We start from the raw sequence: 18,791 nt of genomic DNA, 5'->3' as shown, positions 1-18,791 counted from the left end.
CTCTCCGCGGTTCGCGACTCGTCTCGCTCGTCAGACCCCTCGGTTCGGTCTCCTCGATTTCTCCCCGGTTCGCTCTTTTCGGATTCGCCTCGCTCCTCGGTTCGACCGTTCCGTTCCGTTTCACCGACTGGCCGAGGAGGAAAGCTCGAATTACGCGCCGTCTTCGGCGGGGAGGAACTTATATCGGATGCCAGCGTGGGGTCGAACGGCGGCGAGTGGCCGAGAACCGGCGAGTCCGACCGTTCGGCCATTATACTTAAATTGGCAAGCTAGCATTGAATGTAAGTCGGTACCTTTTTCAAGTGGTAATCATGCATTGAACACTGCATGGCACGCGACGTTACGGCACGCGACTCGACGACCGAAACGGCCCTCCTCGACCGCCGCTCGGCCCGCTGGCACGCCGGACCGACTGCGACGGTCACCGAGCGCGGGACTGCAGTTCCGTCCGGACCGACCTCCGCTGGCGCGACGCTCCCCGCTGGCACGACGCCCTCCACTGGCGGACTACCGTTCTCTACTCCCGGCGCGTCCGGTCCGGAGGTGCAGGATGGCTCCTAAGAACGCCCACTCCGAAACCGACGGGTGGCAGGAAGTCCCCCGCGACCCCGAACCCGACGACCTCGGCTACGAACTGGACGACTGGGAAGTTATCCGCGCGAAGAAAAACGACCGCGGTCACCTAATGTTTCTCCCCGAAGAAGAGGAGATGCTCCGTGACGAAGCCTTCATCGTCGCGGACGCTCACTCGGTCTGCGACGTGGTGGACCGGATTTAACTCCGACGACTCGCCCGCTCGGATTCTCCCTCGACGCTGGCACGTTCGACCGCGCGAATCCCCTCCTCGACGGCGGTTTCGGCTTTTGTGAACAACTGTTCGGTTCGCTCTTCGCTTCTGGCCTCGGCAGTCACCCGAATCAGCGATTGGGTCCCGCTCGCGCGCACGAGGAGCCACCCGTCGTCGGTCCCGACCCGCACACCGTCTAGGGTGGTCACGTCGTCGTACTCGCCGAGAAGTCGGTCCCGAACGCGCTCCATCGCGGCCGCCTTCCGGTCGGTCTCGACGCTGCCGCGTTCGAGCGGATACGTCTCGATTTCGCCGACGAGTCGGTCGAGCGACCCGCGACGGGCGACCAGTCCCGCGAGCCGACACGCCGCGAGTGGGCCGTCGGGACACAGCGTCTCGTCGGGCCATATCCACGCGCCGCTGGGTTCGCCGCCGAAGGCAACGCCGGAGTCGGTCGCGCGCTCGGCGACGTACACGTCTCCCACGCGCGTGCGCGTGACGATGGCTCCCTGTGCTTCCAGCGTGTCGGCGACGGTGAGACTCGTATCCACGGGAACCGCCACCTCGTCGCCGGGCGTCGCGGCCTCGCGGGCGAACACCGCCAGCAGGAGGTCGCCCGCAACGAACTCGCCCGACGCGGTGACCGCGCGCATCCGGTCGGCGTCGCCGTCGTGGGCGATGCCGAGGTCGGCGTCGGTCGCGGCGACGAACGCCGAGAGACCCCGGCAGTTCTCGGCGGTCGGCTCGCTCGGGCGCGCGGGAAACGTCCCGTCCGGCCGGTCGTTGAGCGTCCGCACGTCGTGGCCGAGTCGTCGGAGCGCCTCGGCGGTGACCCCTCCGACGCCGTTGCCCGCGTCCACGACTATCGAGCAGTCGCCGGGCGCGGCCGCGCTCGTGACCGCCTGCGCGTGGCGCTCGCGGGCGGCGTCCCACGCGGTCTCCTCGCCGAGGTCGTCCCACGCCCGGAGGTCGTAGTTTTCTTCGCGCACGCGAGCCGCGATGGCCTCCCGTTGGCGCTCGTCGAAGGCCTGTCCCGAGGGGTTCCAGAGCTTCAGCCCGTTGTCCGGGGCCGGGTTGTGGCTGGCGGTCACCATCAGGCCCGCGTCGGCGTCGCGCCAGCCGACGCTCCGGGCGACCGTGGGAGTGGCTTGTTCGCCGAGCCGAATCGCGTCCGCGCCACATTCCCGGAGGCCCGAGACCGCGGCGTCGGCCAGCATCCGTCCGCTCTCGCGGGCGTCTCTGCCGACTACTACGCTCCCGTAGCCCTCGCTGGCGAGCGCGCGCCCGACCGCCAGCGCGAGGTCGCAAGTCACTTCGTCGCCGATTCGTCCGCGGATGCCGCTGGTTCCGAACATCTAATTTTCCTGTCCATTGACGCGATGTATTTCGGGCGGCGTGCCGACGTTACCGCCGCGTCTGTACTTGAAGTAGTGGACGAGCGCCGAGACGCCGAACACCACGAGGATAAGCGTCGCCAGCACGAGACCGGGAATCATCCCGAAGGGAGGGAGATTCAGCCAGACCGCCGCGACCAGCAGGGAACTCGCGCCCACGAGTCCAAGGTAGTACCGGTCCCACGGGAACTCCTCGCGGGATACGTCGCCCAGATAGATGTCGAGGTCCGAGGCTCGGTCGCCGAGTCGGACGATACCCTCGTCGCGGTCGTACTCCACGATGTTCGCCTCGTCGAGTTTCGGGAGGTGGGTCTGGTAGAGGGAGATGTACACGCGCTTGCGCTGTTCGGTCGAGAGCGCCGCGGGAGTCGTCTCGTTCTCCCACGCCGCGACCTGTTCGGTCAGGTCCGACAGTTCGGTTTCGCCGCCCTCCCGCCGGAGGTAGTACAGCGCGTACCGACGCCGGGGGCTCTTCAGAACCTCGAAGACCTCGTCCTGAGAGAGCTCGTCAGCGCGAGACATGCTCCCCCGGATGTCGGCAGGTCGTCGGAGGCGATACGCGCTCGGAGCCACCGGGTCGGGAGGATGTCCGCAGGTGAGACCGCCGCATACCCTCGATATTACCGCGTTGGCACTTTGTTACCCACGTACTGTCGGGGGGTAGTCCGACGATACGTCACGGGAGGACGACGATACGGGTACGATAACGTCCCCGGACCGGTCGGGAAACTGGGAAATCCCTTCGCGGACGCTACTCCCGGAAAACCCGGTCGAAAACGCCGATAAGACCGGTCTACCCGACTTCAAGGCTCCGTATAACAAAGGCGGATACAGGTCATTGACTCGATAACGCCCGGCGCGCCGTCCGGCGATACGACCGGGCAATCGACTGATTGACATATGATTCCGTTACTGACTCCGAACGATACGTTGGACTCGCGCTCCGCGAAGGGGGTGAGCCAGCGTGGCTAAGGCCGACGCTCGGGACGAGTGCGAGGAGCGACTCGTTCCCGAGTTGGGCGAGGAGTGTACCGTCTCGCCGAACGCCACGGTCGGCCACCGCCACCGCGAGGAGGCCGACCCACCGCGCATCGGCGACCGGGCGACGATTCGCTCGGGGAGCATCGTCTACGCCGACGTGGTAATCGGCGACGACTTCACCACCGGCCACGGCGTGCTGGTGCGCGAGGAGACCGCCGTCGGCGACGACGTGGTGGTCGGCACGAACACCGTCATCGACGGGACCACGACCGTCGGGTCGCACGTCAGTCTCCAGACGGGCGTCTACGTGCCGACGAACACGACCATCGGCGACGAGGTGTTCGTCGGACCGAACGCGGTGTTGACCAACGACGCCTACCCCATCCGCGAGGAGTACGACCTCGACGGCCCGACGCTGGAAGACCACGTGTCGGTCGGCGCGAACGCGACCCTGTTGCCCGGCGTCACCGTCGGCGAAGGCTCGTTCGTCGCGGCCGGAGCGGTCGTGACCGAGGACGTGCCCCCGGAGACGCTGGCGGTGGGCGCGCCCGCCCAGTTCCGGGACCTGCCCGATGAGTTGCGAGGGGGCAACGAGATAGCATGAGCGTCCCCATCGCCGACCCCGAGATGGGCGAGCGCGAGATAGAACGCGTCCGGGAGGTCATGGAGTCGGGCCACATCGCCGACGGGCCGGAGGTCCGGGCCTTCGAAGACGAGTTCGCGGCGATGTGCGAGGCCGACCACGGCGTCGCCACGAGCAACGGGACGACCGCGCTCCACACCGCCTTCGAGGCGCTGGGCGTCGGAGAGGGCGACGCGGTGGTGACGACGCCGTTCTCGTTCGTCGCCAGCGCGAACGCGATTCGACTCGCCGGGGCCGAACCGGTCTTCGCCGACATCGACCCCGAGACGTACAACCTCGACCCGGTGGCGGTCGAGGAGGTCGTCCGCGAGCGCGACGACGTGGCCGCGATTCTCCCGGTCCACCTCTACGGGCTTCCAGCCGAGATGGACGCCCTGCTGGACATCGCCGACGACTACGACCTCGCGATAATCGAGGACGCCGCGCAGGCTCACGGCGCGGAGTACCACGGGCTGAAGGTGGGGTCGCTCGGCGACGCGGCCTGCTTCTCGCTGTACCCGACGAAGAACATGACCACCGGCGAGGGCGGGATGGTCACGACCCGACGCGACGACGTGGCCGAACGAGCCGCGAGTTTCGTCAACCACGGTCGCCCGCCCGAGGGCGGGTACCGCCACGTCCGAGTCGGACACAACTTCCGGCTGACCTCCATCGCGGCCGCCATCGGTCGGGTCCAGTTGGACCGGCTGTCGGACTACAACGAGGCCCGGCGGTCGAACGCCGCCTACCTCACCGACTCACTGGCCGACGCCGACGTGGCGACGCCCACCGAACCCGACGGCCGAACCCACGTCTACCACCAGTACACGATTCGGACCGACGACCGCGAGGGACTGGCCGACTATTTGGACGAGGTGGGCGTCGGCACCGGCGTCTACTACCCGACGCCCATCCACGAACAACCGGCCTACGAGGCCGTGAGCCACGACGCGCCGGTCGCCGAGCGCGCCGCCGCCGAGGCGCTGTCGCTCCCGGTGCATCCGAACGTCTCCGAACAGGACCTCCGAACCATCGTCTCCGCGATTCAAGAGTATGAACGCTGACCCTCCCGACGACCACGACGAACCGAGTACCGCGACCGACGCCGCCAGCGACGCGGCCGACGCGACGAGTGACGTGACCGACACGACAAGTAGTATGACCGACACCGCGACCGACGTGCCCGACGACGTGACGAACGCCGCGGTAATCGGCGTCGGGAGCATGGGTCGCCACCACGCTCGCGTGTACAGCGAACTGCCGACCGTGAACCTCGTCGGCGTCTTCGACGTTGACGACGAGCAGGCCCGCGAGGTCGCCGCCGACCACGGGGCGACGGCGTTGGAACTGGACGCCCTCCTCGACGCGGCCGACGTGGCCTCCGTCGCGGTGCCGACCCAGTTCCACGCCGAGATGGCCCGCGACTGCATCGACCGCGGCGTGGACGTGCTGGTCGAGAAGCCCTTCGTGGACGACCCCGAGGTCGGCCGGGAACTCATCGACCGCGCGGCCGACGCGGGCGTGACGATTCAGGTCGGCCACGTCGAGCGGTTCAACCCCGCGATTCGGGCGCTGGCCGACATCGTTGCCGACTTGGACGTAATCGCGGTGGACGCCCAGCGACTCGGCCCGCCGCCGGAAGGCCGAGAGGTGGACGAGAGCGCGGTGCTGGACCTGATGATTCACGACATCGACGTGGTGCTGGCGATGCTCGGCGAGTCGCCCGAGAGCGTCACCGCCCACGGCGCGAGGAACAACCAGTACGCGACAGCGGACCTGACGTTCGCCGACGGGACCGTCGCCTCGCTGACCGCGAGCAGAGTCACCCAACAGCGCGTCCGGAAGCTGGCCATCACGGCCGAGAGCTGTCGGGTCAACGTCGATTACATCGACCGGTCGGTCGAGATTCACCGCCACTCGCTCCCGGAGTACATCGAGGACAACGGCGACGTGCGCTACCGCCACGAGAGCATCGTGGAGCGACCGACCGTCCAGACCGGCGAACCGCTCAAAAACGAGTTGGAGGCGTTCGTCGCGGCCGCGACCGGCGACGGCGACCCGGTGGTCTCGGGCGAGGACGGCCTGCGGGTCCTCGAAGTCGCGCGCGAGATTCACGAGGCGGCCGCGACCACCGCCGACGACCGCTCCGAGCCGGAGGTGAGCGCCCGGTGAGCCTGCACGAAGTCACGAAACTGTACGGCACCGACGCCCCGGAGACCGACCAGCGCGAGGAGTTCCTCGCCGGAAACGTCCCGGTCGCGGTGTACGGCCTCGGCAAGATGGGCCTGCCGCTGGCGGCGGTGTACGCCGACACCTGCGGGAACGTCGTCGGCGCGGACGTGGACCCGGAGGTCGTCGAGACGATAAACGCCGGGAAGTGTCCCGTCAAGCGCGAACCCGGCCTGCCGGAACTCGTCGCCGAGACGGTCGAGCGCGGCGCGTTCGAGGCGACCGACGACCCCGCCGAGGCCGCGGCCGACGCCGCGGTCCACGTCGTCATCGTGCCGACGCCCATCACCGACGAGAAGGAGGCCGACCTCTCCATCCTGCGGTCGGTCGCCGAGGAGATAGCGACGGGGCTGGACCCCGGCGACCTCGTGGTCGTGGAGTGTACGGTCCCGCCCCGGACCTGCGAGGACCTGCTCGAACCGCTCCTCGAAGACGCCGCCGGACACGACGAGTTCGGACTGGCGTTCTGCCCCGAGCGGACCTCCAGCGGGCGGGCGCTCGAAGACATCCGCGGCGCGTACCCGAAGGTCGTCGGCGGCACCGACGACGAGGCCACCCGAGCCGCCGAACTCGTCTACGGCGAAATCACCCAACACGACGTACTCGCCGTCTCGGACGCGACCACCGCGGAGGCAGTGAAGGTCTTCGAGGGTCTCTACCGCGACGTGAACATCGCCTTAGCCAACGAACTCGCCACGCTCACCGACGAGTTGGGCATCGACGTGAACGAGGCCATCGAGACGGCGAACACCCAGCCGTTCTGTGAGATTCACGCGCCCGGTCCGGGCGTGGGCGGCCACTGCATCCCCTACTACCCGTACTTCGTCATCAACGGCTTCGAGACCGACTCGCCGCTGCTCGAAACCGCCCGCGAGGTCAACGACTCGATGCCGGAGTTCACCGTCGAGACGCTGGCCCGCGAACTCGACGCCGAGGGGAAGTCCCCCGACGAGACCACCGTGGCGCTCCTCGGGCTGACCTACCGGCCGGGCGTCGAGGAGACCCGCGCGACGCCCGCCGAACCAATCGCGGAACGACTCTCGAACCTCGGCGCGACGGTGCTGGGCGTGGACCCGATGCTGGACGACGCCGAGGAGTTCGACCTCGAAAAGATATCGCAAGATGCGCTTTACGAGCGCGACCTCGACGCGATAGTGCTGGTGACGCCGCATAGCGAGTTCGACGCAATCGAGTGGGAGCGGTTCGACCCGCTCGCGGTCGTGGACGGCCGCCAGAGCCTCGACCTCGCGGAGACCGACCACCGCGTCTACACCATCGGGAGCGGGTAGCGATGCGGGGAGACTCGGACCGCGCGACGAGACGACGCACCGGCTCACGACCACGGAGAAACATCGAGGTGTTCTAAAACATCATGGATATTGCTAAAACAGGTTTAACGCTTTCCGGAAGCGACCGACCGACCGGCCACCCTCACGCGACGACGCCGTTCGAACGACTCTCCCGGACGCTCACCGCGGCCCTCGACGCCGCAGAGAGCGAACCGATTCGCGTCGCGGACCCCGACGAGGAGGACCCGACATGAAGGTCCTCACCGTCGTCGGCGCGCGGCCCCAGTTCGTCAAGGCCGCCGCCGTCTCGCGGGAACTCCGGCGTCGCCACGACGAGGTGCTGATTCACACCGGACAGCACTACGACGAGGAGATGTCCGACGTGTTCTTCGACGAGTTGGGCATCCCTGAACCGGACGACAACTTGGGCGTCGGCTCCTCGAACCACAGCGACCAGACCGCCGAGATGCTGGCCGGGTTGGGCGAGAAGATAGAAGCCGAAGAACCGGACGCGGTGCTGGTCTACGGCGACACCAACTCCACGCTCGCGGCGGCCATCGCCGCCTCGAAGGCCGACACCCGACTCGCGCACGTCGAGGCCGGACTTCGGAGCTACAACCGCGAGATGCCCGAGGAGATAAACCGTGTGCTGACCGACCACGCCGCGGACCTCCTCTTTGCGCCCTCTCGGCGCGCAGTGGCGAACCTCCGCGAGGAGTCGGTCCCCGGTGCGGTCCACGACACGGGCGACGTGATGTACGACGCCGTGCTGTGGGCGCGCGAGCGCGCCGCGGACCACTCCGAGATTCTGTCGGAGTTCGGCGTCGAATCGGGCGAGTACGTGCTGGCGACGGTCCACCGCGCCGCGAACACCGACGACCCCGACAGACTGGCGGCCCTCCTCGACGCGCTCGCGGGCGACCCCCGCGAGGTCGTCTTCCCCGCCCATCCGCGGACGATAAACCGTATGCAGGAATACGAAATGTACGACGAGGCCCGCGAGCGACTGACGCTGGTCGAGCCGGTGGGCTACCTCGATTTCGTGCGACTACAGGACTGTGCGGACGTGGTGGCGACCGACTCGGGGGGCGTCCAGAAGGAGGCGTTCTTCCTCGACACGCCCTGCGTGACGATGCGCGAGGAGACCGAGTGGCGCGAGACCGTCGAGGCCGGATACAACGAGTTGGTCGGCGCGAACGAGACGGCCATCCGCCGGGCGCTGGACGACGCCGACCCGCCGAGCGAGAAGCCCCGGCCGTACGGCGACGGCGACGCCGCGGCCAGAATCACCGACCTGTTGGACGATGCCTGACGACGGCGACTCGGCGACCGGGCGGAACGAGGACCGCGACGGCGGCGCGTCGGCCGACCCACGCGTGACGGGCGACCCCGAGGCGGTCGCAGACAGCGAGTTCGCGCTCCTGCTGACCCACGACGTAGACCGGCCCTACAAGACGATTCAGTCGGCGTACCACGCAATCGAGCATCGGGACCCCCGGCAGTTGCTGGACCTCCTGCCCGGCCGGAACCCATGGTGGCAGTTCGAAGACATGATGGCGTTGGAGGAGTCGCTCGGAGTCAGGTCGGCGTTCTACTTCCTACGGGAGAAACACCTCTTGGAGCGGCCGCCGGGCGATTGGCTCGACCCCTTCTACTGGATAGAGCAGTTCGGGCGCTACGAACTGGAGACTCCCGAGATGCTGGACCTGCTGGACCGACTCCGCGAGGGCGGGTGGGAGGTCGGCCTCCACGGCTCGTACGACTCCTACGACGACCCCGACCGCCTCCGGATGGAGAAGGCGACGCTCGAATCGGCCCTCGGCGAGGAGGTCGTGGGCGGTCGCCAACACCACCTGAACCGCGCGCCAGAGACGTGGAGCCACCACCGCGACATCGGCCTGTGCTACGACGCCAGTCCGGGGTCGAGCGAGACGACCGGCTTCGACCGCGGCTACCTGCCGTCGCGTCCCTTCGGCGACGAGTTCGTCGTCTTCCCGCTGACCGTGATGGAGGCCGCGCTCCCCGACCCCGGCGACGACTTCGGGGCGGCGTGGGCCGAGTGCGAGTCCCTGCTGGCGGAGGCCGCGGAGAACGGCGCGGTGATGTCGGCGCTCTGGCACCCGCGGCTGTTCACCGAGCGCGATTTTCCCGGCTACCGACGACTCTACCGGCGACTGGTCGAACGCGCGCTGGAGATGGGCGCGTGGGTCGGGCCGCCGCAGGAGTACTACGAGATGATGGCCCACCCCGACGGCGAACGCGCGAGCGATAGCGAAGTCGGCGGCGAGGACGAGAACCGCCACAGGGCGGCCCTACAGTCCCCGCAGGCGGAGGATAACAAAGTGAAAACGAGGTCCAAGACGGAGTAACAGGATGAGAGTCGAGCAACTCGAACTGTCGGAGTGGGAGTCGGCACTACCGAGCGACGGATTCGAAGTGTTCCACCGCCCGGAGGCACTGGAGGTGGTCGATAGGCACACGGACGCCGAGATGAAGCTGTTCGGCGGGTTCAAGGGCCAACAGCCCATCGCGCTGTTGCCCGTCTTCGTCCAGCAGAAGTCCGTGGGCACCGCGGTCACGTCGCCGCCGCCGAGCATGGGGATTCCCCGTCTCGGGCCGATTTTGATGCCGACCAGCCCCAAGCGACGCAAACAGGAGAAAGTCAACAACGAGTTCACCGAGGAGGTCCTTCAGCAGGTCGGCACCGACCTCGACTTGGACCGGCGACTCGCCGACGCGGGCGTCGAGTCACCCGCCGCCGAGCGCGTGCTGGACACCCTCGACGTGGACTCGCGGTTGACCCTCTTCCGGATGGAGTGCAACACCGCCTACGGCGACCCCCGGCCGTATGCGTGGGGCAACCTTCAGGTCGAACCCAACTTCACGTACTTCCTCGACCTCGAAGACCGCGGGACCGACGAGGTCCGCAAGTCCTTCTCGAAGAGCCTCCGGCGCGAAATCGGCGACGCCGAGGAGCTAGACGTGACCGTCGAGTGTGAGGGCGTCTCGGGTGCCCGCGACATCTACCGGGCGACGAAGGCGCGCTTCGCCGAGCAGGACGAACCGTTCGGGCTGACGTGGGCCTACGTCCGGGACCTCTTCGAGGCGCTGAGCGAGGAGAACCGCGCGCGGGCCTACGTCGCCCGCGACGGCGACGGCGAGTACCTCTCGGGCATCACCGCGCTCTACTCCAACGACCACGCCTACTTCTGGCAGGGCGGCGCGAAGGCCATCTACGAGGGTACCGCGGTCAATAGCCTCATCCACTGGCGACTCGTCGAGGATATCGTCGAGGAGCCGCCGGTCGAGTCGGTCACGCAGTACGACCTGATGGGCGCGAACACCGAGCGGCTCTGTCGGTACAAGGCGAAGTTCGGCGCGGACCTCCAGCCGTACTACGTCGTGGAGTCGGGCGGCGCGGCGATGAACGTCGCCAAGCGCGCGTACAAACTGGTGCAGTAGACGGCGTTGCCGCCTTTTCTGGGAAGAATCAGACCATCTCTTCGACGGCGACCGCCGCGTCGGACTTCATCCACGCCGCGTTGTTCGTCGTGTCGTAGACGACGACTTCGCCAGCGCCGTCGCTGAAGGCGGCGTATCGGTCGGTCTCCCGGTCGTCGTCGCGGTCGTTCGCGCTGTCGTATTTTTCGGTCATTGGTGTGGTCGCCCACTTCCGCTCCGTTAGTGGGTTTCTATCAGTTACTCGGTGTCGTACGGTGATAAGGGTTAGCAAACCTTCCAGTAACCCGGTGGACCGAAAGGAACCGGGCAGTCGGCCGGGGCGCGGATTCTCGTGAACGCCGGGCCGTCCGCGGGTTTTCGTCGCCTACGACCCCACAGGCGGCCCATAACAAAGCCCAAACGCGGGGAGTGTGGAGTAACGACGCGTCCGTCTGGGCGCGGCCTGATTACACATGGCTTCGGACACGAATTCGTCTCAGCGATGGGCAAGAGGCGCGCTTCTGGTCGGGTTCGTCGCGCTCGCGGCGGCGATACTCGCCGCGCACAGCTCCCCGCCCGAGGCGTACGAACTCTCGATATACGCTGGCACCCCGCTGGCGTTCTGGCTCGGAACCGCCGCGGCGCTCGTCGTCGCGGTGTTCGTCGGACTGCGAGCGACCGGCATGCCCCGGCGACTGGGGTTACTCCTCGGTGGTATTGGGATGCTCGCGGTGGCGTCGCTCCCGGTCCTGCGGTCGTACTACTTCTTCGGCGCGGGCGACTCGCTGACCCACCTCGGGTGGGCCAAGGATATCTCCTCGGGCGAGTTGCCGGTCGTGGACCTGCTGTACCCCGCGACCCACTCCGTCACGGTCCTGCTGGCCGACGCGACCGGGATGGAACTCGCCCGCGCGATGCTCGTCATGGTGATGGCGTTCACCGCTACCTTCCTCCTCTTCCTCCCGCTGGCGACGTGGGCCATCACGCACGACCGGCGCGCGACCGCGCTCGCGGCGCTGTCGGGACTGCTGTTCATGCCGGTGAACAACATCAGCGTCTTCGACATGCCCCACCCGACCACGCAGGCCATCATGTTCCTGCCGCTGGTCCTCTATCTGGTGGCGCGCTACCTGACGCGGGCCGACCGCGACGAGCAGTTGGTCGGGACCCCGACCGGCGCGCTACTGGCGGTGGCCTCGACGGCGGTCGTGCTGGTCCACCCCCAGCAGGCCGCGAACGTCCTCGTGGTCTTCGTCGCCATCGTCGGGTTCCAACTGGTCGCTCGCTTCGCGGGGTCCGCCGAGACCGGCCACCGGACGTTCGCGCTCCAAGCGGTCCTCCTCGCGGGCGTGTTCGCGGTGTGGACTCCTCGCCACGAGCGCGCGTCGGGAGCCAGTTCCGCGCTGGTGACCATGCTGTCCAGCGGCCTCCAGTTGGGGACCGAGACCACGCAGGCCGCCGGGTCGGTCGCCTCGGTCGGCGGCTCAATCGAGGTGCTGTTCCTGAAACTGTTCTCGGTCAGCGTGGTGTTCTGCGCGCTCGCGGGTCTGCTGGTCCTCGGTGGCTTCCTCGGGCGCGTCGAGGAGTCGAACCTGATGGCGTTCTCGCGGTACTTTGGATTGGCACTGATTCCGCTGTTCGGACTGTTCACGGCCTACTTCGTCGTCAGCTACGAGAAGCTTCACTTCCGGCAGTTGGGCTTCATCATGGTGTTGGTGACGATTCTCGGGGCGGTCGCGCTGGCCCGCGGACTCGACCTGCTCTCGACGCGGACCTCGCTGTCGTCGGGGAGCGCCCTGACGCTGGTCGGGGTCGCCTTCGTCCTCATGCTCGCGGCGTCGGTGCCGACGGTGTACCAGTCGCCGTACATGTACCAGAGTTCGAGCCACGTCAGCGAGGCCCAGATGACCGGCTACGAGACCGCGGTCGAGCATCGCGGGTCGTCGCCGTTCGTCGGCATCAGAGGCGCAGGCGAGCGTTGGACCGACGGGATACTCGGCTACGACGAGAGTCGCAGGCGGTCGCTCGGCGCGGGAAGTCTCTACGCCTCCGAGACCCACCCCGCGACCGGCGAGAACTTCACGGGGAGTTACGTCGCGCGCCACTACGGCGACCGGTATCTGGCGTTCACCGACCGGGCGCGCCAACAGGAGGTTCGGGTGTACGACCAGTTGCGCTTCGACCGGGCCGGATTCCGGTCGCTCGACGCCGCGCCCGGACTGAACCGCGTGCAGGCCAACGGCGGCTTCCAAATGTACCAGATAAACGAGACGAGATAACATGAACCTCGAACGCATCTCTCGCGGGCTGAAGGCGACGTTCGGCGCGCGACTGCTCCACATGGTCGCCAGCGGCCTGCTGATGGTCGTCCTCGTGCGCTACCTGCTGTCGAGTCGCCAGTACGGCATGCTCGGGTCGGCGGTGGCGGTCCTCGGCGTCGCGCAACTGCTCGGCGACCTCGGCATCGGGAAGGCAGCCGCGCGCTACGTCACGGAGTACCGCGAGAACGACCCCGGCCAAGTGCCCTACGTCGTCCGGGCCGCGCTCGTCTACCGCGTCGCGGCGGCCGCGCTGGTCGCCGGAGGGTTCGCACTCTTCGGCGGACTGGTCGCCGACCTCATCGGCCAACCGGACATCGCGCCGCTCCTCGTGGTCGGCGCGGGCTACGTCGTGGTCCACTCGCTTTTCACGTTCAGCCAGATACTCTTCCAAGGGTTCAACCGCGTGACCTACAGCAGTGCCATCCGGACGGTCGGCACCGTCTCGCGGCTCGGGCTGACGGTCCTGTTCGTCGTCGTCTTCGGCGGCGCGATGGGGGCGCTGACCGGCTACATCGTCGGCTACGGCATCGGTGCCGCGCTCGGCCTCGGCCTCCTCTACGTCGTGGCGCTCCGCGACGCCGAGCGCGCCGAGGCCCCGGAAGACGGACTGGCGCGGAAGGTCCTTCGCTACAGCGTCCCGCTGACCGTGACTCGGGGCGCGAACGTCATCGACAAGCGCGTCGATACGATTCTCGTGGGCTACTTCATCGGCCCGGTCGCGGTCGGTTACTACTACCTCGCCAAGCAGATCGTCGGGTTCGTCCAGACGCCCGCGGCGTCGCTGGGGTTCACCCTCTCGCCGACCTACGGCGAACACAAGGCCGACGGCGACGCCGAGAGCGCGGCCCGCATCTACGAGACGACCTTGAAGTACACCCTCCTGCTCTACGTGCCCGCCGCGGCCGGAATCGTCCTCGTCGCCGAGCCGACCATCACCCTCATCTTCGGCTCCGACATGGGACCGGCCGCGCCGGTCTTGCAGGTGTTCTCGGGGTACGTCGTCCTGCAGGCCATCGCGTTCGTCACCAGCGACGCGCTGGACTACCTCGGCCGCGCCCGGTCTCGGGCCTACGCCAAGGGCGCGACCTCCATCGGGAACTTCCTGCTCAACCTCGTGATGATTCCGCGGTTCGGCGTCGTCGGGGCCGCGGCCGCCACCGTCGTCACCTTCGGCGGCTACACCGTGGTCAACGTGGCCGTCATCCACTCGGAACTCTCGCTGTCGGTCCGCCGACTCGCCCGCCACCTCGCGGCGGTCGGCGCGGTCGCGGGAGCCATGTCGGTCGCGGTCTACGCCGCGCTGAACGCGACCTCCGGCGTCGTCGCGGTGGCCGGGTCGGTCCTCGTCGGTATCGCAGTGTGGGCCGCCCTCTCGGTCGCGGGCGGCCTCCTCGACCCCAAGCGAGTCGTCTCGGTACTCTCGTGAGAGTGCGATTTCGCTCGGTTTCCGACGGCGTCCGTAACGTCGAACGCGCCGCCTACACCCGCACAGACGCCTCGTAATCGCGGGCAGACGGGGTATAACAAAGGCCGTTCCGGGCCTGCGAACCACCACGAAGCGGGCGAGACCCGCACCTACAAATTATGTCGGCGAAATCAACAGACCCGGACAAGGCGTTCGTTCTCGGACTCGACGGCGTACCGTGGTATCTCCTCGAAGACTGGATAGAAGCGGGCGAGCTACCGAACTTCGCTCGCCTCGTCGAGGAGGGAGCGGCCGGGCCGCTCGAAAGCACGAAGCCCCCGACGACCGCGCTGGCGTGGCCGACCATCGCCACGGGGACGTGGCCCGACAAACACGGCGTCTACGCCTTCCACGAGGTGCAGTCGGACTACACCAACGAGATGAACACCAGCCACGACCTCGCGCGGCCGGAACTCTGGGACGTTCTCTCCCCGGCGGTCGTCGGCAACGTCCCGATGACCTACCCCGCCGACGACATCGACGGCCAGATGGTCACGGGGATGATGACGCCCGGATTCGACGGCGGCTTCACCTCCCCACCGGAACTCGCCGACGAGATTTTAGACGAGATGCCGGACTACCAGATCGGCCTCCCGTGGGACGAGTACCACGACGACCGTGAGGGGTTCCTCGAAGACTTCGAGACGCTGGTCGCCAGCCAGCGCGGACTCCTCGAAAAGCAGATGACGGTCGAAGACTGGCGACTCTTCTTCTTCGTCTTCACCGCGCCCGACCGCATCCAGCACCTCGTCTGGGACCGAGACGTTCTCCTCGACCACTACCGAGAGTTGGACGACGCGTTGGGCGACGTGCTGGACTACGTCGAGCGCCACGGCGCGAACCTCTTCGTCGTCTCGGACCACGGGTTCGGTCCCATCGACACCTACGTCCACACGAACACGCTCCTCGAACGCGAGGGGTATCTCACCCGGAAGACCGGGTCGGGCCGCGGCGCGCTCGAACGCCTCGGCCTGACGAAAGAGCGCGTCGAGACGCTCCTCGGGACGGCGGGAATCACCATCGAGGACCTCTACCAGCGCCTTCCCGAATCGGTTATCGAGTCCGTCGCGTCGCAAGTTCCCGGCAGTCACGCGCTCTACGACGTGGACTTCACCGAGACGGTCGCGTTCACCCACGGCGAGGGGAGCCTCTACGTCAACGACGCCGAGCGGTTCGAGCAGGGCATCGTCGCGCCCGACCAAATCCCCGCGGTCAAAGCCGAGGTTCGGGACGCGCTCGAAGGACTCGAAGACCCCGAGACCGGCCAGCGCGTCCTGAACGTCTACGACGGCGACGAGGTGTTCGAGACCGACGACGACTCGCCCGACCTCGTGGTCCGCGGCCGGGTGAAAGAGGGGTACCTGAACGGGAACTCCCTGTCGGGGTCGGTGTTCACCGACAGCGACATGAACGCGACCCACCGCTCGGAGGGCATCTTCCTCGCGTGGGGTCCGTCCGTCGAGGCCGGGAGCGCGCCCGAGGAGGCGACGGTCGCCGATGTCGCGCCGACCCTCCTTCACAGCGTGGGCGAGGCCGTCCCCGAAGCCGCCGACGGCCGGGTCCTCTCGGAGGTGTTCGACCCCGACGCCGACGCCGCGCGCCGCGACGTGGTCGAGCGCGCGCTCGACGAACGGGACTCCTCGGCGGCCCACGACGCCGACTACGACGAAGTCGAGTCCCGTCTCAAGGGACTGGGCTACATGGATTAGGGTGGTCGAGACGTGACTCGACCGACGAGAGCGACCGAAACCCCGGATATTTCCCGTACCGCGTCGAGGGTTCGAGCATGAACGACGGTTCGACTTTCGAGTCGTCCCTGAGCGACGCCGAAGTATCGGCCGACCTGACGGACCGGACGGTGCTGATAACCGGCGGCGCTGGCTTCGTCGGGAGCCACCTCGCGGAGGCGCTGGTCGCGGACAACGAGGTCCGCATCCTCGATAATCTCTCGGGCGGCACGCGCGAACACGTCCCCGCGGGCGCGGACCTCGTGGAGGGCGACATCTGCGACGAGGAGACCCTCACCGACGCGATGGACGGCGCGGACCTCGTGTTCCACGAGGCCGCGCTGGTGTCGGTCGAGGAGTCCGTCGCGAACCCGCCCGAGAGCAACCGGGTCAACGCCGCGGCGACCGTGGCCCTCCTCGAACAGGCTCGCGACGAGGACGCTCGTGTCGTCCTCGCGTCGTCTGCCGCCGTCTACGGCCACCCCGACTCGGTGCCGGTCGAGGAGGGCGACCCGAAGGAGCCGACCTCGCCGTACGGTATCGACAAGCTCTCGCTCGACCACTACGCGCGTCGGTACCACGACCTCTACGGGTTGGAGACGGTGCCTCTGCGCTACTTCAACGTCTACGGCCCGCGCCAGAACCCCGAGTACAGCGCGGTGGTCAACGTCTTCTTCCAGCAGGCCGCCGACGGCGGCCCCCTCACCGTCGAGGGCGACGGCGAGCAGACCCGCGACTTCGTCCACGTCCGCGACGTGGTTCGGGCGAACCTGCTGGCGGCGACGACCGACCGCGTGGGCGAACCGTTCAACGTCGGCACGGGCGGTAGCGTCACGGTCAACGAACTCGCCGAGACGGTGGTCGAGGTGACGAACTCCGACGCCGAGATTACGCACGTCGAGCCGCGACCGGGCGACATCCGCCACAGCGAGGCCGACATCTCGAAGGCGCGTGAGGAGTTGGGCTACGAACCGACGGTTCCGCTGGACGAGGGACTTCGAGCGTTGGCCGAGACGAGGGGGCTTCGGTAATCGGTACTCTTCGACCAGTCTGTATGCATGAGATGTAGTAAGTAATTGCTCGCGTAAGTTAGTACGGATAACGTTTAATATCCCCAACCGAGAAACACTACACGGTTCCAAGCGTCTTGCGGGTGGTGCGACTTCTCCACCCGTTTCGAGATACACCGAGAGACATCGTTGGCTCGATTCACATCAACAATTACTTATATGTAGTCTTTATAGTCAATAACGGTGTCATCCAGACACCACCCGCAAAATGCTTGGAACCATCACTGCGGGTTGCATCAGCGGAAAGACGGTGCTGTGGGCGGTGACAATCGTCCTTCGCCTCACGGCTATCGTCGTAGCGCTGATGCGACTTGAGCGAGAGTAGACCGTAAGGTCACTCTCTACGGCAAAACCGGAGGCGGTGACGAACCGCCTCTGGGAAAGATGGGACGTTCAGGGCGATTCAGTTTCGCTCCCTCGTTTTGCGGGGTCTTTCGTGTCAGTATGTATGGGTGAGTCGGTGTGGAGAATGCCAATTTTCGAATCCGATTTACAGAAAACAGCACCGCGAACGCCCGCCCTTTCCCCGTCCGTAGCGTCACTTCTCGTTGATGGACTCGCTGGCGATGTTGCGCCCGCGAGTCTTCAAGCTCACTTCGCGCCGTTTGCGGACCTCCTCCAGCACGTCCACCTCGACGAGTCGCTCGAAGATGCGCTCGACTTCGTCCACGTCCATCCCGAGGAAGTCCGGAATCTCGAACGACGAGACCCCCGAGTACAGCGCCATCAGGACCTCCTTCTCGGTCTCGTCCAACTCGACGCCGCCCTCGTTCTTGCGCTCGCCCTTCTTCAGGAGCGACTCCAGCAGGCTACACCGCCGGGTCTGGCCCGAGATGTACGTCTGGACGCTGGTGTCGCCCTGCGTGTGTTCGACTTCGAGGACGGTCCGCTGTTCGCCCTTGACGGTCCGAGTCGCCCTATCGACCCCGCCGATGTCGTCGAGTTCGATGCCGACGAACGTGCCCGAGGCGATGGCGACGTTGACCATCTCCTCGGTTATCTTGATGCGGGCCTTCTCCCAGCCGGTGTCTTGGACCACGCCCCCTTCGACCGCGGGGTGCTTGGTCAGAATCATCTTCTGGTTGAGCAAGGCCCCGTACACGTCGGTCTCGAACTCGTCGATGTCGATGCTCGTGCCGAGCAACAGGACGTTGTTGTCGAACTCGACGCTGAGGTAGTCCGAGACCGACGCGACGGCTTGGTTCACGTCGTACCGACCCTTCAGGCCGTCCACCTTCGAGAGCGGAATCGACCGCTTGCCCTGATTGCCCGCCAACACGATGCGCTTGTTCGACAGCAGAATGCGGCCGCTGGTCCAGTCGGGGTCGTTGAGTTTGCGGCCGTTCTTGACGACCTGCAGGAACTTCCCCTTCGTGTCCGTTATCTTGTGCTCGCCTTCCTTGCTCATGAGTCGTGTCTACGGTCTCGGCGCGGTGGTTCGCGTCGGCGGCGGTCGAGTGCGGTC

General features: G+C 67.1%; 18 protein-coding genes. 14 read left to right on the top strand and 4 right to left on the bottom strand.

Features of this window, described 5'->3' with window-relative positions:
- Positions 1-327 precede the first annotated feature (327 nt).
- On the top strand, positions 328-561 hold the full coding sequence (locus EPL00_RS11725) for a hypothetical protein (RefSeq protein ID WP_135852539.1): 234 nt from the start codon (positions 328-330) through the stop codon (positions 559-561).
- Positions 551-778, top strand: a complete 228-nt coding sequence (locus EPL00_RS11720; RefSeq protein WP_135852540.1) for a hypothetical protein — start codon at positions 551-553, stop codon at positions 776-778. Before EPL00_RS11725 ends, EPL00_RS11720 begins: the two co-directional genes overlap by 11 nt.
- On the opposite strand, the gene glmM is transcribed toward EPL00_RS11720, so the two are convergent.
- On the bottom strand, positions 775-2,142 hold the full coding sequence (glmM, locus tag EPL00_RS11715; RefSeq protein WP_135852541.1) for a phosphoglucosamine mutase: 1,368 nt from the start codon (positions 2,140-2,142) through the stop codon (positions 775-777). The genes EPL00_RS11720 and glmM overlap by 4 nt on opposite strands.
- Positions 2,143-2,703, bottom strand: a complete 561-nt coding sequence (locus EPL00_RS11710; protein ID WP_135852542.1) for a DUF7344 domain-containing protein — start codon at positions 2,701-2,703, stop codon at positions 2,143-2,145.
- A 493-nt stretch (positions 2,704-3,196) separates the two neighbouring features.
- Between EPL00_RS11710 and EPL00_RS11705 the strand changes: the two genes are divergently transcribed.
- The 8 genes from EPL00_RS11705 to EPL00_RS11670 all read left to right on the top strand — a co-directional run bounded on the left by EPL00_RS11705 (position 3,197) and on the right by EPL00_RS11670 (position 10,764).
- Positions 3,197-3,766 carry a DapH/DapD/GlmU-related protein gene (locus EPL00_RS11705; protein WP_135853211.1) on the top strand — a complete coding sequence of 190 codons (570 nt, stop codon included), beginning with the start codon at positions 3,197-3,199 and terminating at the stop codon, positions 3,764-3,766.
- The gene (locus EPL00_RS11700; protein ID WP_135852543.1) at positions 3,763-4,848 is read left to right on the top strand and encodes a DegT/DnrJ/EryC1/StrS family aminotransferase; all 1,086 of its coding nucleotides are present in this window, start codon (positions 3,763-3,765) and stop codon (positions 4,846-4,848) included. Before EPL00_RS11705 ends, EPL00_RS11700 begins: the two co-directional genes overlap by 4 nt.
- Positions 4,849-4,942: 94 nt before the next feature.
- Positions 4,943-5,956, top strand: a complete 1,014-nt coding sequence (locus EPL00_RS11695; RefSeq protein WP_135853212.1) for a Gfo/Idh/MocA family protein — start codon at positions 4,943-4,945, stop codon at positions 5,954-5,956.
- Positions 5,953-7,302 carry a nucleotide sugar dehydrogenase gene (locus EPL00_RS11690; RefSeq protein ID WP_135852544.1) on the top strand — a complete coding sequence of 450 codons (1,350 nt, stop codon included), beginning with the start codon at positions 5,953-5,955 and terminating at the stop codon, positions 7,300-7,302. Before EPL00_RS11695 ends, EPL00_RS11690 begins: the two co-directional genes overlap by 4 nt.
- Positions 7,303-7,385: 83 nt before the next feature.
- On the top strand, positions 7,386-7,556 hold the full coding sequence (locus EPL00_RS11685) for a hypothetical protein (protein ID WP_162224206.1): 171 nt from the start codon (positions 7,386-7,388) through the stop codon (positions 7,554-7,556).
- The gene (wecB, locus tag EPL00_RS11680) at positions 7,553-8,614 is read left to right on the top strand and encodes a non-hydrolyzing UDP-N-acetylglucosamine 2-epimerase (protein WP_135852545.1); all 1,062 of its coding nucleotides are present in this window, start codon (positions 7,553-7,555) and stop codon (positions 8,612-8,614) included. The genes EPL00_RS11685 and wecB overlap by 4 nt, the downstream gene beginning before the upstream one ends.
- Positions 8,607-9,671, top strand: coding sequence for a polysaccharide deacetylase family protein (locus EPL00_RS11675; RefSeq protein ID WP_238398182.1), 1,065 nt, complete (start codon positions 8,607-8,609; stop codon positions 9,669-9,671). The genes wecB and EPL00_RS11675 overlap by 8 nt, the downstream gene beginning before the upstream one ends.
- 4 nt (positions 9,672-9,675) lie before the next feature.
- On the top strand, positions 9,676-10,764 hold the full coding sequence (locus EPL00_RS11670) for a GNAT family N-acetyltransferase (RefSeq protein ID WP_135852546.1): 1,089 nt from the start codon (positions 9,676-9,678) through the stop codon (positions 10,762-10,764).
- 28 nt (positions 10,765-10,792) lie between these two features.
- Here the strand turns inward: EPL00_RS11670 and EPL00_RS23540 are convergent, their stop codons facing one another.
- Positions 10,793-10,957, bottom strand: a complete 165-nt coding sequence (locus EPL00_RS23540; RefSeq protein ID WP_202932607.1) for a DUF7331 family protein — start codon at positions 10,955-10,957, stop codon at positions 10,793-10,795.
- 259 nt (positions 10,958-11,216) lie between these two features.
- Here EPL00_RS23540 and EPL00_RS11665 point away from each other — a divergent pair, with 259 nt between their 5' ends.
- From EPL00_RS11665 to EPL00_RS11650, 4 genes are all read left to right on the top strand, one after another.
- The gene (locus EPL00_RS11665; protein ID WP_135852547.1) at positions 11,217-13,022 is read left to right on the top strand and encodes a hypothetical protein; all 1,806 of its coding nucleotides are present in this window, start codon (positions 11,217-11,219) and stop codon (positions 13,020-13,022) included.
- 1 nt (position 13,023) lies between these two features.
- Positions 13,024-14,490: an oligosaccharide flippase family protein gene (locus tag EPL00_RS11660; protein ID WP_135852548.1), complete on the top strand. Its 1,467-nt coding sequence runs from the start codon at positions 13,024-13,026 to the stop codon at positions 14,488-14,490.
- Between the two features lie 158 nt (positions 14,491-14,648).
- A complete protein-coding gene (locus EPL00_RS11655; RefSeq protein WP_135852549.1) occupies positions 14,649-16,238 on the top strand; it encodes an alkaline phosphatase family protein in 1,590 nt (529 codons plus the stop codon).
- A 77-nt stretch (positions 16,239-16,315) separates the two neighbouring features.
- A complete protein-coding gene (locus EPL00_RS11650) occupies positions 16,316-17,287 on the top strand; it encodes an NAD-dependent epimerase/dehydratase family protein (protein ID WP_135852550.1) in 972 nt (323 codons plus the stop codon).
- A gap of 577 nt (positions 17,288-17,864) precedes the next feature.
- Here the strand turns inward: EPL00_RS11650 and EPL00_RS11645 are convergent.
- Positions 17,865-18,734, bottom strand: coding sequence for a CheF family chemotaxis protein (locus tag EPL00_RS11645; protein WP_135852551.1), 870 nt, complete (start codon positions 18,732-18,734; stop codon positions 17,865-17,867).
- Between the last annotated feature and the right edge of the window lie 57 nt (positions 18,735-18,791).

Source organism: Halorussus salinus (assembly GCF_004765815.2).
Classification (GTDB): Archaea; Halobacteriota; Halobacteria; order Halobacteriales; family Haladaptataceae; genus Halorussus; species Halorussus salinus.
Note: the sequence above shows the minus strand (reverse complement) of the source record. Positions and strands in the feature narration are given on the sequence as shown.

Bases quoted from the DNA above. Each gene is read 5' to 3' on its own strand.
- EPL00_RS11725 (WP_135852539.1), top strand. From the start codon at position 328: ATGGCACGCGACGTTACGGCACGCGACTCGACGACCGAAACGGCCCTC.
- EPL00_RS11720 (WP_135852540.1), top strand. From the start codon at position 551: ATGGCTCCTAAGAACGCCCACTCCGAAACCGACGGGTGGCAGGAAGTC.
- glmM (WP_135852541.1), bottom strand. From the start codon at position 2,142: ATGTTCGGAACCAGCGGCATCCGCGGACGAATCGGCGACGAAGTGACT.
- EPL00_RS11710 (WP_135852542.1), bottom strand. From the start codon at position 2,703: ATGTCTCGCGCTGACGAGCTCTCTCAGGACGAGGTCTTCGAGGTTCTG.
- EPL00_RS11700 (WP_135852543.1), top strand. From the start codon at position 3,763: ATGAGCGTCCCCATCGCCGACCCCGAGATGGGCGAGCGCGAGATAGAA.
- EPL00_RS11695 (WP_135853212.1), top strand. From the start codon at position 4,943: ATGACCGACACCGCGACCGACGTGCCCGACGACGTGACGAACGCCGCG.
- EPL00_RS11685 (WP_162224206.1), top strand. From the start codon at position 7,386: ATGGATATTGCTAAAACAGGTTTAACGCTTTCCGGAAGCGACCGACCG.
- wecB (WP_135852545.1), top strand. From the start codon at position 7,553: ATGAAGGTCCTCACCGTCGTCGGCGCGCGGCCCCAGTTCGTCAAGGCC.
- EPL00_RS11675 (WP_238398182.1), top strand. From the start codon at position 8,607: ATGCCTGACGACGGCGACTCGGCGACCGGGCGGAACGAGGACCGCGAC.
- EPL00_RS11670 (WP_135852546.1), top strand. From the start codon at position 9,676: ATGAGAGTCGAGCAACTCGAACTGTCGGAGTGGGAGTCGGCACTACCG.
- EPL00_RS23540 (WP_202932607.1), bottom strand. From the start codon at position 10,957: ATGACCGAAAAATACGACAGCGCGAACGACCGCGACGACGACCGGGAG.
- EPL00_RS11665 (WP_135852547.1), top strand. From the start codon at position 11,217: ATGGCTTCGGACACGAATTCGTCTCAGCGATGGGCAAGAGGCGCGCTT.
- EPL00_RS11660 (WP_135852548.1), top strand. From the start codon at position 13,024: ATGAACCTCGAACGCATCTCTCGCGGGCTGAAGGCGACGTTCGGCGCG.
- EPL00_RS11655 (WP_135852549.1), top strand. From the start codon at position 14,649: ATGTCGGCGAAATCAACAGACCCGGACAAGGCGTTCGTTCTCGGACTC.
- EPL00_RS11650 (WP_135852550.1), top strand. From the start codon at position 16,316: ATGAACGACGGTTCGACTTTCGAGTCGTCCCTGAGCGACGCCGAAGTA.
- EPL00_RS11645 (WP_135852551.1), bottom strand. From the start codon at position 18,734: ATGAGCAAGGAAGGCGAGCACAAGATAACGGACACGAAGGGGAAGTTC.